The sequence below is a fragment of the Streptomyces purpureus genome (assembly GCF_014648195.1).
Taxonomy (GTDB): domain Bacteria; phylum Actinomycetota; class Actinomycetes; order Streptomycetales; family Streptomycetaceae; genus Streptomyces; species Streptomyces purpureus.
The window spans coordinates 25,796-37,396 of sequence record NZ_BMQQ01000045.1 but is presented as its reverse complement, the minus strand read 5'-3'; the positions used below and the strand labels follow the sequence as shown (position 1 = coordinate 37,396).

12 protein-coding genes are annotated in these 11,601 nt (G+C 71.4%); 4 read left to right on the top strand and 8 right to left on the bottom strand.

Annotated elements, in window-relative coordinates:
- Positions 1–171 (top strand): transglycosylase SLT domain-containing protein (locus IEZ01_RS32680; RefSeq protein ID WP_189205372.1); only part of this gene is annotated, 171 nt, incomplete at its 5' end.
- Positions 172–244: 73 nt separating this feature from the next.
- Here IEZ01_RS32680 and IEZ01_RS32675 read toward each other — a convergent pair.
- The gene (locus tag IEZ01_RS32675; protein ID WP_189205363.1) at positions 245–2,818 is read right to left on the bottom strand and encodes an ABC transporter ATP-binding protein/permease; all 2,574 of its coding nucleotides are present in this window, start codon (positions 2,816–2,818) and stop codon (positions 245–247) included.
- Positions 2,819–3,084: 266 nt separating this feature from the next.
- On the opposite strand from IEZ01_RS32675, the gene IEZ01_RS32670 reads away from it, so the two are divergent.
- Complete coding sequence (locus tag IEZ01_RS32670) at positions 3,085–4,722, top strand: streptophobe family protein (RefSeq protein WP_189205361.1); 1,638 nt, start codon at positions 3,085–3,087, stop codon at positions 4,720–4,722.
- Between the two features lie 117 nt (positions 4,723–4,839).
- Entirely contained in the window at positions 4,840–6,048 is a 1,209-nt protein-coding gene (gene serB, locus IEZ01_RS32665; protein ID WP_019885208.1) for a phosphoserine phosphatase SerB, read from the top strand.
- A gap of 106 nt (positions 6,049–6,154) precedes the next feature.
- Here the strand turns inward: serB and IEZ01_RS32660 are convergent, their stop codons facing one another.
- From IEZ01_RS32660 to IEZ01_RS32650, 4 genes are all read right to left on the bottom strand, one after another.
- Complete coding sequence (locus IEZ01_RS32660) at positions 6,155–6,673, bottom strand: SixA phosphatase family protein (RefSeq protein ID WP_189205359.1); 519 nt, start codon at positions 6,671–6,673, stop codon at positions 6,155–6,157.
- A gap of 137 nt (positions 6,674–6,810) precedes the next feature.
- Positions 6,811–7,026 (bottom strand): hypothetical protein, encoded by a 216-nt coding sequence (locus IEZ01_RS32655; RefSeq protein ID WP_189205357.1) that lies wholly within the window; start codon positions 7,024–7,026, stop codon positions 6,811–6,813.
- A 188-nt stretch (positions 7,027–7,214) separates the two neighbouring features.
- On the bottom strand, positions 7,215–7,331 hold the full coding sequence (locus IEZ01_RS35785) for an SGM_5486 family transporter-associated protein (RefSeq protein ID WP_267907330.1): 117 nt from the start codon (positions 7,329–7,331) through the stop codon (positions 7,215–7,217).
- Between the two features lie 17 nt (positions 7,332–7,348).
- Positions 7,349–8,653: a CynX/NimT family MFS transporter gene (locus tag IEZ01_RS32650; RefSeq protein ID WP_189205356.1), complete on the bottom strand. Its 1,305-nt coding sequence runs from the start codon at positions 8,651–8,653 to the stop codon at positions 7,349–7,351.
- Between the two features lie 84 nt (positions 8,654–8,737).
- Here IEZ01_RS32650 and IEZ01_RS32645 point away from each other — a divergent pair, with 84 nt between their 5' ends.
- The gene (locus IEZ01_RS32645) at positions 8,738–9,424 is read left to right on the top strand and encodes a FadR/GntR family transcriptional regulator (protein WP_189205354.1); all 687 of its coding nucleotides are present in this window, start codon (positions 8,738–8,740) and stop codon (positions 9,422–9,424) included.
- On the opposite strand, the gene IEZ01_RS32640 is transcribed toward IEZ01_RS32645, so the two are convergent.
- The 3 genes from IEZ01_RS32640 to fabG form a co-directional block, all read right to left on the bottom strand.
- The gene (locus IEZ01_RS32640; RefSeq protein WP_189205352.1) at positions 9,396–9,773 is read right to left on the bottom strand and encodes a hypothetical protein; all 378 of its coding nucleotides are present in this window, start codon (positions 9,771–9,773) and stop codon (positions 9,396–9,398) included. The genes IEZ01_RS32645 and IEZ01_RS32640 overlap by 29 nt on opposite strands.
- 164 nt (positions 9,774–9,937) lie before the next feature.
- On the bottom strand, positions 9,938–10,723 hold the full coding sequence (gene fabI / locus IEZ01_RS32635; protein ID WP_019885215.1) for an enoyl-ACP reductase FabI: 786 nt from the start codon (positions 10,721–10,723) through the stop codon (positions 9,938–9,940).
- 5 nt (positions 10,724–10,728) lie between these two features.
- Positions 10,729–11,433, bottom strand: coding sequence for a 3-oxoacyl-[acyl-carrier-protein] reductase (fabG, locus tag IEZ01_RS32630; RefSeq protein ID WP_019885216.1), 705 nt, complete (start codon positions 11,431–11,433; stop codon positions 10,729–10,731).
- Positions 11,434–11,601: the final 168 nt, after the last annotated feature.

The following is an 11,601-nucleotide window of genomic DNA, read 5'->3' as shown; positions in this document are numbered from 1 at the left end:
AACGGCGTGCCTTCGATCGGTCTGCTCCAGGTCATCAAGCCGACCTTCGACGCCTACCACGTCCCCGGCACCAAGAAGAGCCAGTACGACCCGGTCGCCAACATCGTCGCCGCGTGCAACTACGCGGCCGACCGCTACGGCTCCATGGACAACGTCAACAGCGCCTACTGAGCCGGCCACAGCAACGCCGAAGGGCGGCACCCCGCAGGGGGTGCCGCCCTTCGGCGTCGTACGCGTCAGCGGGTCACTTGCGCATGACCTCGGGCTCGTGGCGGCGCAGCAGACGCGCCACCGCGAAGCCGCACGCGATACCGATCAGCAGCAGGATCGACACGTTGATCCCCCACTGTCCGGCCGAGTGCTCCCACAGCGGGTCGAGGTTGGTCGGGTCCTTCGGGTCCCACGGCGGCATGAGGTGGGCGAGGTCCAGGGTGGAACCCGCGCCGGCGATGGCCCAGCGGGACGGCATCAGCCAGGCGAACTGCTCCAGGCCCGGGGATCCGTACACCTGGAAGAGGATGCCGGTGAAGACGACCTGGACGATCGCGAACATGACCAGCAGCGGCATGGTCTTCTCGGCGGTCTTCACCAGCGAGGAGATCACCAGGCCGAACATCATCGAGGTGAAGCCCAGCGCGATGACCACCACGCACAGCTCGACGGCCGGCGGCATGATCAGGCCCTCGGCGGGCAGCTCGCGGGTGGCGAAGCCGATCGCGCAGATGATCACGCCCTGGATGGCCGTGATGACACCGAGGACGATCACCTTGGACATCAGGTACGCCGAGCGGGACAGGCCGGTGGCCCGCTCCCGTTCGTAGATGACCCGTTCCTTGATCAGCTCTCGTACGGAGTTCGCGGCGCCGGAGAAACACATGCCGACCGCGAGGATCAGCATGATCGTGCCCGCGTCGCCGTTGAACCGGGACGGCGGCGTGGGCGGCGCCAGGCCGAAGTCGGCGGGGATGACCACCGAGACCAGTCCGAGCACGGCCGGCAGGATCACCATCAGACCCATGAAGCCCTTGTCGGACGCGATGACCGAGGTGTAGCGGCGCATCAGGGTCCACAGCTGGGAGCCCCAGCCCTGCGGCTTGGGCGGGCGGGCCATCGCCTGCTGCGGCATCTGCACCGGCTGGGCCGCGACCGCGTCGATGTCCGCGGCGTACATCTGGTAGTGCTGCGAGCCCTTCCAGCGGCCCGCCCAGTCGTAGTCGCGGTAGTTCTCGAAGGCGGAGAAGACGTCGGCCCAGGTGCTGTAGCCGAAGAAGTTGAGCGCCTCCTCCGGGGGACCGAAGTACGCCACCGAACCGCCGGGCGCCATGACCAGGAGCTTGTCGCACAGGCCCAGCTCGGCCACCGAGTGCGTCACCACGAGGACCGTACGGCCGTCGTCGGCGAGGCCGCGCAGCAGCTGCATGACGTCGCGGTCCATGCCCGGGTCGAGGCCCGAGGTGGGCTCGTCCAGGAAGATCAGCGACGGCTTGGTGAGCAGCTCAAGGGCGACCGAGACGCGCTTGCGCTGGCCGCCGGAGAGGGAGGTGACCTTCTTCTCGCGGTGGATGTCGAGCTTGAGCTCGCGCAGCACCTCGTCGATCCGGGCCTCGCGCTCGGCGGGCGCGGTGTCGCCGGGGAAGCGGAGCTTGGCGGCGTACCGCAGCGCCTTCTGGACGGTCAGCTCCTTGTGCAGGATGTCGTCCTGCGGGACCAGACCGATGCGCTGGCGCAGCTCGGCGAACTGCTTGTAGAGGCTTCGGTTGTCGTAGAGGACGTCACCCTGGTCGGCGGGCCGGTAGCCGGTGAGCGCCTTGAGGAGGGTGGACTTGCCGGAGCCGGACGGGCCGATGACACCGATCAGCGACTTCTCCGGGACGCCGAAGGAGACGTCCTTGAGGATCTGCTTGCCGCCGTCGACGGTGACGGTGAGGTGGCGGGCCGAGAAGGAGACCTCGCCGGTGTCGACGAACTCCTCGAGCTGGCCGCCGACGATCCGGAAGGTGGAGTGGCCGACGCCGACGATGTCGTTCGGGCCGATGAGGACGGAGCCGCCCTTGGCGATCGGCTGACCGTTGACGTACGTGCCGTTGTGCGAGCCGAGGTCGCGGATCTCGAAGCGGCCGTCCGGCGTCGCGTGGAACTCGGCGTGGTGGCGCGAGACCTGGAGGTCGGAGACGACCAGCTCGTTCTCCAGCGCACGACCGATGCGCATGACCCGGCCGAGGGCCAGCTGGTGGAAGGTCGTGGGGCTGCGGTCGCCGTAGACCGGCGGGGCCCCCGCGGCACCGCCGGCGGCCGGGGTCGGGGCGGGCTGCCCGGCCGGCCCCTGCTGGTGCGGAACATGGGCCTGCGGCTGCTGCTGCCAGCCCTGCTGGGGCTGGCCGGCGTGCGGCTGCGCGGCCTGGTGCGGAGCGGCCTGGTGCGGGGCCGGCTGCTGCCAGCCCTGCTGCTGCGGCTGCTGGGCCGGGGCCTGATGGGCCTGGGCCTGGCCCTGCGGGGCGGCGTAGGCGCCCGCGGGGGCGGCGGCGAGATTGAGCCGCGGCCCGTCGGTGGCGTTGCCGAGGTGCACGGCGGAGCCGGGGCCGATCTCCATCTGGTGGATCCGCTGGCCCTGGACGAACGTGCCGTTGGTGGAGCCGTGGTCCTCGATGACCCAACTCCGGCCGCCCCAGCTGATGGTGGCGTGTCGCCACGAAACCCTGGCGTCCTCGATCACCAGGTCGCCCTGCGGATCACGTCCGAGGGTGTACGACCTGGACGTGTCGAGAGTCCAGGTCCTTCCGTTCAATTCCAGTACGAGTTCTGGCACTCCATGCCCCACTACTTGTCCCCCGAGTTACCCCCGTCGCAGGGAGTCTAGGGATGGCGAACATCGTGGGGAACTATTTCAGGCCCGGTCCGGAAACCGAAAGTCGGGCGGTGTGAAGACCCGGCAGAGGCCGGTGCGTGCAGCGTCAGGAGGGCGGTGCCAAGGGCCCGTTGACGGGGCAGAAATACGCCCGGAGAGTGGTAAGAGCCCATCAGTGCGTACGGATCATGAGCGAACGCCGCAACATGGGACAACTCTGTACGGATCGGGGGGTCCTGATGGAGCGGAACGCCGGGATCGCGCGGATCCCGTGGGGCGATGTGATCCTGGCCTCGATCGCGGCGGTGAGCTGGGCACTGGTGGGGATGGGCGGAGTCGCGGCGCTCGCGCTGCGGCTCGTCGGGGCCGATACGGCGGGCGGTATCGGTCCGATGACGGCGGCCGTGGTGGTGCTGGCGGTGGGCGGTTCGGTCACGCCGTCGGGTGATGTGTCCGCCTTCGGCCTGGAAGGCGCGGCGGCCGAGACGGCCGTCGAGATCACGCCACTCGGGGTCGCCGTGGTGGGGGCACTGCTCCTGGCGTACTTCTTCCTGCGCTCGTTGAAGGGGGCGGGGTGGTACGTCACGGGGGCGGAACTCGCGGCGCGCGTCGGCGCGTTGGTGGCACTTTTCCTCGCCGTCGTAAGCGGGCTCGCGTGGGCGGGACACGATGTCGTCACCTTCGACGGGGCGGCTCTGGGGCTCGACGTGCCCGGCGGGGAGGGCGGTCTGGAGGTGCCGGGGCTGGGTGACGTCGGTGGCCTGCTGCCGGACCGGCTCGGGGATCTGGTGGACGCGAAGGCGTCGGTGGGGTTCGCGGTGGAGGCCGGCCCGTCGCTGGTGGGGGCGCTGGTCTGGGTGCTCGTGGTGGTGACCCTCGTGCTGCTCGCGGCACGCCGGGCGCCGCTGCCACCCGGGCAGGCCTGGGACGCGGTGCACCGGATCGTCCGGCCCGCCGTGTCCGCGCTGGCGACCGTGGTGCTGGTGGCGGTGGCCGCCGGGTACGCCGCCGCGGGCTACGCGGCCGCCACCGACGCCTCCCCGGGCCGGATCGCCGGGGTGGCGCTGCTCGGCGCCCCGAACGGAGTGGGGCTCGGGGTGCCGCTCGGGCTCTTCGTGCCCTGGCGGGGGCGGGCCTCGGGCGAACTGGCCGCCGTCCTGCCCGACCCGGTGGACGAGCTGCTCCGGGTCTCCGCCGACGAACCTGTCACCCTCGCCCGGCTCGCCGAGCTGGACCGTGGCGTGTGGCTGCTTCCGGTGGCGGTCGCGCTGATGATGCTCTGCGCGGGGGTGCTCGCGGCGGTCCGCACCCCCCGCGCCGGGCTCGGCCCGGCGGCGTTCGCCGGGCGGTGCGCCGCCCGGCTCGGTGGTGTGACGGCGGTGGCGCTGCCGCTGCTCGTGGCGGTGTCGGGGCTGTCGGTGGGGGCGTCGCTGTCGGTGCTCGGTGTCGACGCGTTCGAGGCGGGGATCGAGCTGCGCGGTGACCTGGGGGTGGCGCTGCTGCTCGGGGTGGTGTGGGGAGCCGGCGCGGGCGCCGCCGGGGCGCTCCTCGCGTACGCGGCGGGGAGGGCCGGGACCCGGGCGGTGCTGCCGCCGGTTCCTCGGCCCGTGGGCGAGCTGGTGGCGCCGGGGCCGTACCGCCTCTCGGAGCCGTACCGGCCCGCGGGCGAGCACAACCCGTATCTGGACCCGCCGGCCGGCCCGGGCCCGGCGGGCGGGCTGCACGCGGCCGAGACGGTGGCCGGACCCCTGCGGCCCTTGCGTCCTCCACGGCCCCCGGGACCGGTGGGCGGCGATGCCCGGCGACGGCCCGCGCCCCCGGACGAGGAACCGCCCACGGGCCCGCCGCCGCCGGGGACGCCGCGCGGATTCCGGTGAGGGGCCCGGCGGCGGGGGCTCTCGGGTCGCCGTCGGCGGGGCTGGGCGCCGTACAGGTGTCCGGTACGCGGGACGGGGGGTCTGGTGGCACGCAGTGCCCGATACGGTGGGAACACCATGAGCGCATCGCAGACCTCAGACGTTCCCACGCTTCTCGTCAAGATCTTCGGGAAGGACCGTCCCGGGATCACCGCCGGTCTCTTCGACACCCTCGCCGCCTACTCGGTCGACGTGGTCGACATCGAGCAGGTCGTCACCCGCGGCCGCATCGTCCTGTGCGCCCTCGTCACCGAGCCGACCGTGAGCTCCGCGGGCGAGCTGCGGGCCACCGTGCACAGCTGGGCCGAGTCGATGAAGCTGCAGGCCGAGATCATCTCCGGCACCGGCGACAACCGTCCGCGTGGCAGCGGCCGCTCCCACGTCACCGTGCTGGGCCACCCGCTTACCGCGGAGTCCACGGCGGCCATAGCGGCCACCATCACCACGGCCGGCGGCAACATCGACCGTATCTTCCGGCTCGCGAAGTACCCCGTGACCGCCGTCGAGTTCGCGGTGTCCGGCGCGGAGACCGGGCCGCTGCGCACCGCGCTGGTCACCGAGGCCGCCGAGATCGGGGTCGATGTGGCCGTGGTGTCGGCGGGGCTGCACCGGCGGGCGCAGCGGCTGGTGGTGATGGACGTGGACTCGACGCTGATCCAGGACGAGGTCATCGAGCTGTTCGCGGCGCACGCCGGCTGCGAGGACAAGGTGGCCGAGGTGACGGCCGCGGCGATGCGCGGGGAGCTGGACTTCGAGCAGTCCCTGCACGCGCGCGTGGCGCTGCTCGAAGGGCTCGACGCGTCGGTGGTGGACAAGGTCCGCACCGACGTACGGCTCACGCCCGGCGCGCGCACCCTGATCCGTACGCTCAAGCGGCTCGGCTACCAAGTCGGTGTCGTCTCGGGCGGATTCACCCAGGTCACCGATGATCTGCAGGAGCGCCTCGGCCTTGACTTCGCCTCCGCCAACACCCTGGAGATCGTGGACGGCAAGCTGACCGGCCGGGTGACCGGGGAGATCGTGGACCGGGCCGGCAAGGCCAGGCTGCTGCGCCGCTTCGCCGCCGAGGCCGGGGTGCCGCTGTCGCAGACGGTGGCGATCGGCGACGGCGCCAACGACCTGGACATGCTGAACGCGGCCGGTCTGGGGGTCGCCTTCAACGCCAAGCCGGTGGTGCGACGGGCGGCGGACACGGCCGTCAATGTGCCGTTCCTGGACACCGTCCTCTATCTGCTGGGCATCACCCGCGAAGAGGTCGAGGCGGCCGACGACACCGTCCAGGCCTGAGCAGGGCGGCTGCCGGCCGGCGGGGCGCGCAGGACAGTGAGGCCCGGACACCGGTGGGGTGTCCGGGCCCTGGTCGTGTACGGGGCCGGGCGGGCCGGGCGTGGGATCAGGCGTGCGGTGCCCAGAAGTCGACCAGCGTGCCGGCGCCGGGCTCGACGCTCTTCCACGAGCCGTTGAAGGTGAGGGTGGCGTAGGCGGAGGTCGGGAAGCCGCTGCGGTTCATCCGGGCCAGGTGGTCACCCTCGGCGTCCGCGGCGAGGACATCGGCGAGCGCGTGCATCCCGGGGTTGTGGCCGATCAGAACGACGTCATGTACGTCGTCCGGGATCTCGTTCAGCAGGGCGATCAGCTCGCCGGGCGAGGCCTCGTACATCCGCTCCTCGTAGACCGTCCTGGGCCGCTCCGGGAGTTCCTGAACGGCCAGCTTCCATGTCTCGCGGGTGCGGACCGCGGTCGAACAGAGGGCCAGGTCGAAGGTGAAACCGGCGGAGGCGAGCCGCCGGCCGACTGCGGGGGCGTCATGGCGGCCGCGGTCGGCGAGCGGTCGCTCATGGTCGGACTCCTGGCTCCACTCAGCCTTCGCATGCCGGAGGAGCACGATCCTGCGGGGTGTATCGGCGCTCATGCACCCCAGCTTCGCATGAAACAGCCCGGCGGGCGCAGGGTGTTGAGGCGCTCCCCTGCACGGGTGAGCGCGTGGGCGCGGGTGTGAGCGCGAGGGGCGCGCCGGGCCCGGGGGTCAGCGGGAAAGGGTCATCGGGCTCAGCGGGAGAGGGTCAGCTGGAGGTGGTCGAGGAAGCGGCCGAGGACCGGGTCGGCGCCCGCGGCGTGCGCCTCGCCGGAGCCGGCCATCAGCAGGAGCAGGACGGCGAAGGCGGCTATCGGGAGGGCGAAGGCCCACCATGGCAGGCGGGTGACGGCTCCGCCGGTGGTGGCACGGGGAAGGGGCCGGGGCCGGGTGTGCGTACGGGCCGACATGGCCGCCTCCGTGGGTGTCCGTGAGCCGCTGGGGTGCGATGACTCCAACGTACGGATCTTGGGTCCCCGGTCCCATCCGGTGACCCACCCACTTCACCCTGACACCCGCCCCCTAGGGGATGGGGGGCAGGCCCCACCCCGTACCGGGGCAGTCGGGACATCGGCGGCACGGCGGGCCGCCGCAGGGGTCAGGGTGAGGCGATCGTGGCGATGATCGCGATGAGGACGGTGATGCCCAGCATCGCGCCGAGCACGAGGAGGAGCTTCTTCTGGCCGTTCTGGGGGTTCGGGTCGAGCACAGGCATGGAGCCAGTCTCGCACCTCAGCATTCGTCCTCGATCGTCCGGTCCCGTCCGGCGAGGGTGCCGACCACCATCTGCGGCAGCATCAGGCCCGCCATCAGCGCGAGCGGCAGGCCCCAGCCGCCGCTGTGCTGGTAGAGGATGCCGACGAGGAGGGGGCCAGGGATGGAGATGAGGTAGCCGACGCTCTGGGCGAAGGCGGAGAGCCGGACCACTCCGGCGCCGGTGCGCGAGCGCATGCCGATCATGGTGAGGGCGAGCGGGAAGGCGCAGTTGGAGACGCCGATGAGCAGGGCCCAGGCCCAGGCGCCGCCTGCGGGGGCGAGGTACAGGCCGGTGTATCCGGCCAGTCCGCACAGTCCCAGGGCGACGGCGATCGGGCCCTGGTTCTTCATCCGGGTGGCGAGCCGGGGGATGACGAAGGAGAGCGGGACGCCCATCACCATCGTCACGGCGAGCAGCACTCCGGCGGTGGAGGCGGAGACCCCGGCGTCGCGGAAGATCTGCGGCATCCAGCCCATGGTGATGTACGCGCCGGTGGCCTGGAGGCCGAAGAAGCAGCCGAGCGCCCAGGCGGTGCGGCTGCGGGTGATCCGCGGCGGGCGGGCGTCCTGGGCCGGGGCGCCGGACTCGGGCCGGGCGGGGCCGGCGGCGGAGGACGCGGCGGCCGAGCGGTCGCGGATCAGCGGGATCCAGGGCAGGACGGCGACGGCGGCGAGGAGGGCCCAGACGCCGAGGCCGGTGCGCCAGGAGCCGCCGAGGGACTCGGTCATGGGGACGGTGGCGGCGGCCGCGACGGAGGTGCCGAGGGCCAGGGCCATGGAGTAGAGCCCGGTCATGGAGCCGACGCGGTCGGGGAAGTACCGCTTGACGATGACCGGCATCAGGACGTTGCTGACGGCGATGCCCATGAGGGCGAGCGCGCTGGCGGCGAGGAAGCCGGCCGTGCCGGTGGCGAACGGGCGGATCGCGAGGCCCGCGAAGACGGCCGCCATGCCGGCGCAGACGATCGCGGTGGGGCCGAAGCGGCGGGCGAGGCGGGGGGCCATGATGCCGAAGACGGCGAAACAGAGCGGGGGTACGGAGGTGAGGACACCGGCGACGGTGCCGCTCATGTGCAGCCCGTCGCGGACCTCTTCGAGGAGGGCGCCGAGGCTGGTGATGGCCGGGCGCAGGTTGAGGGCCGCGAGGACGAGTCCGACGACGACGAGACGCGTGATCCATACGGCCGGACCGGCCGCGGGAGAGTCGTTGGTGGCGGGGGCGTTGCTCGCCATGGGCGTCGCCTTGTGGGCGTGGCTCAGGGTCCTGGTCTCGTCGGGCATGGAGCCATCATAGAATCATGGGATGATTGGTTGTCCAATCCTGAACCGTCCCGTTCATGCCCTGTTCAAGCTTGAAGGAGCACCATGGCGCTCACCTCTCCCCGGCGTTCCGCACTCAGCGATCAGGTGATCGCCGAGCTGCGTAACCAGATCACTTCGGGCGAGTGGCCGGTCGGCTCCCGGATCCCCACCGAGCCCGAGCTCGTCGAACAGCTGGGGGTGGCCCGCAACACCGTCCGTGAGGCCGTGCGGGCCCTGGCGCACAACGGTCTGCTGGACATCCGGCAGGGCTCGGGCACGTACGTCCTGGCCACCAGCGAGCTGGCGGGGGTGATGCACCGCCGGTTCGCCGGGTCCAACCCCCGGCACATCGCCGAGCTGCGCTCCACCCTGGAGTCGTCGGCCGCCCGGCTGGCCGCCCGGCGCCGCACCGAGCGGGACCTCAAGCAGCTGGACACCCTGCTGGCCCGACGCGAGGAGGCCTGGGAGACGGGCGACGCCGAGCACTTCGTGACGGCCGACGCCAGCTTCCACCTGGCCGTGGTGGCCGCCTCGCACAACGAGGTGCTGGCCGGGCTCTACGCCGACCTCGGGGATGTGCTGCGCGACTGGCTGCGCGACGACGTCGGCCAGGAACTGCGGCCGGAGAACCACATGGACCACGGGCGGCTGGTGGAGGCGATCCGGACCGGGGACGCGGACGCGGCGGCATCCGAGGCGGCCGGCTATCCGTTCATGTGCCTCAGGAGCCCGGCTGCGGAAGGTGCGTGACCCAGGCCGCGCGGACCTCTTTCCAGCAGCGCTGGGTCAGCTGGACGTGATCGGCCGGGAGGACGTCGACAGGCGCACTGTCGGTGTCGATGTCCCACCAGCGCTCGCACTCCACATGCAGGCGGACGCGGTCGGTGCGGGGGAAGGGGTTGTGGCAACTGGCCGTGACCCGAGAGCCCTCGATCGTGGTGATGCAGGAGGCGGCGTACTCGTCCGGGGAGGGAGCTTCGGAGGCCGTCGCCGGCGCGGTGGCAGGGGCCGCCGCGCTCACCTCCGCGGCGCCGGTGAAACCGGTGAGAAGGGCGAGGGCCGAGGCGAGGACGGCCGCCCTGCGGGGCATCGCGTGCACGCCCGTACCTCCTCCCCTTCAGTGGCCAGGAACATCACACGCTTCGACCAGTCTGCGGGGACCTTCCGGACTTTTCGACTCGAACGGCCGGAGCCCGGAGCGCACAAGGGCCGTGCGGCCGTCCCCCGGACGGCCGCACGGCCCTTGCACGACTTGCGGAGAGGTCAGGCGCCGATGGCGTGCAGACCGCCGTCGACGTGGACGATCTCGCCCGTGGTCTTCGGGAACCAGTCGGACAGCAGCGCGACAATGCCACGGCCCGCCGGCTCGGGGTCGCTCAGCTCCCACTCCAGCGGGGAGCGGGAGTCCCACACGGAGGCCAGCTCGCCGAAGCCGGGGATGGACTTCGCGGCCATGGAACCGAGCGGGCCCGCCGAGATCAGGTTGCAGCGGATGTTCTGCTTGCCCAGGTCGCGCGCCATGTAGCGGTTGGTCGCCTCAAGGGCGGCCTTGGCCGGGCCCATCCAGTCGTACTGCGGCCAGGCGAACTTCGCGTCGAAGGTGAGGCCGACGACGGAACCGCCCTCCGTCATCAGCGGCAGCAGCGCCATCGTCAGGGACTTCAGCGAGAAGGCCGAGACGTGCATGGCGGTGGCCACCGACTCGAACGGCGTGTTGAGGAAGTTGCCGCCGAGCGCGTCCTGCGGCGCGAAGCCGATGGAGTGGACGATGCCGTCGAGGCGGTCGCCCAGGTGCTCGCGGACCTGGCCCTCAAGGCGCGCGAGGTGCTCGTCGTTGGAGACGTCGAGCTCCAGGACCTTGACGTTCTCGGGGTGGGGGAGCTTCTTGGCGATGCGCTCGGTCAGCGTCGGCCGGGGCCAGGCGGTGAGGATGATCTCCGCGCCCTGCTCCTGGGCCAGCTTCGCGGCGTGGAAGGCGATGGAGGACTCCATCAGCACACCGGTGATGAGGATGCGCTTGCCTTCGAGGATTCCGCCAGTGTTCGTCATAGGTCTCAGTGCCCCATGCCCAATCCGCCGTCAACCGGGATGACGGCTCCAGTGATGTACGAAGCGTCGTCGGAGGCGAGGAACTTCACCGTGGCGGCGATCTCCTCGGGCTGCGCGTAGCGGCCGAGCGGCACCTGCGACACGATGCTGGTGCGCTGCTCCTCGGTCAGCGCCTTGGTCATGTCGGTGTCGACAAAACCGGGCGCGACGACATTGAACGTGATGTTGCGCGATCCCAGCTCACGGGCGAGGGAGCGGGCGAAACCGACCAGGCCCGCCTTGGAGGCGGCGTAGTTCGCCTGGCCCGCGGAGCCGAGCAGCCCCACGACCGACGAGATCAGGACGACACGGCCCTTCTTGGCCCGCAGCATGCCGCGGTTGGCGCGCTTGACGACCCGGAAGGTGCCGGTGAGGTTGGTGTCGAGTACGGCGGAGAAGTCCTCCTCGGACATCCGCATCAGCAGCTGGTCCTTGGTGACGCCGGCGTTGGCCACCAGCACCTCCACCGGACCGTGCTTCTCCTCGATCTCCTTGTAGGCCTGCTCCACCTGCTCGGTGTCCGTGATGTCGCACTTGACGGCCAGGAAGCCGGCCGGCGGCTCTCCGGAGCGGTATGTGATCGCGACCTTGTCGCCTGCCTCGGCGAACGCGCGGGCGATGGCGAGGCCGATGCCCCGGTTTCCTCCGGTGACGAGAACCGAGCGGCTCAACGGATCACCCTTTCCATGAACGGTCTGGTACGTCGAAAACCTATCGGTCCCGTCCGCCATCCGGAGAATCGGTCCCTGACAGTGGCGTCAGGGACTCGCTGTCGGATCCCTACAGAAAGAGCGCGGTACGGCAACGGAAAGAGCTGGTTATCGGAGCCCTGGCCGAGA

What these genes read in the sequence shown, in the direction of transcription:
- IEZ01_RS32660 (WP_189205359.1), bottom strand. Translation starts at nt 6,673, where the DNA reads ATGAGCGCCGATACACCCCGCAGGATCGTGCTCCTCCGGCATGCGAAG.
- IEZ01_RS32645 (WP_189205354.1), top strand. Translation starts at nt 8,738, where the DNA reads ATGGCGCTCACCTCTCCCCGGCGTTCCGCACTCAGCGATCAGGTGATC.
- IEZ01_RS32655 (WP_189205357.1), bottom strand. Translation starts at nt 7,026, where the DNA reads ATGTCGGCCCGTACGCACACCCGGCCCCGGCCCCTTCCCCGTGCCACC.
- IEZ01_RS32650 (WP_189205356.1), bottom strand. Translation starts at nt 8,653, where the DNA reads ATGCCCGACGAGACCAGGACCCTGAGCCACGCCCACAAGGCGACGCCC.
- serB (WP_019885208.1), top strand. Translation starts at nt 4,840, where the DNA reads ATGAGCGCATCGCAGACCTCAGACGTTCCCACGCTTCTCGTCAAGATC.
- IEZ01_RS32670 (WP_189205361.1), top strand. Translation starts at nt 3,085, where the DNA reads ATGGAGCGGAACGCCGGGATCGCGCGGATCCCGTGGGGCGATGTGATC.
- IEZ01_RS35785 (WP_267907330.1), bottom strand. Translation starts at nt 7,331, where the DNA reads ATGCCTGTGCTCGACCCGAACCCCCAGAACGGCCAGAAGAAGCTCCTC.
- fabI (WP_019885215.1), bottom strand. Translation starts at nt 10,723, where the DNA reads ATGACGAACACTGGCGGAATCCTCGAAGGCAAGCGCATCCTCATCACC.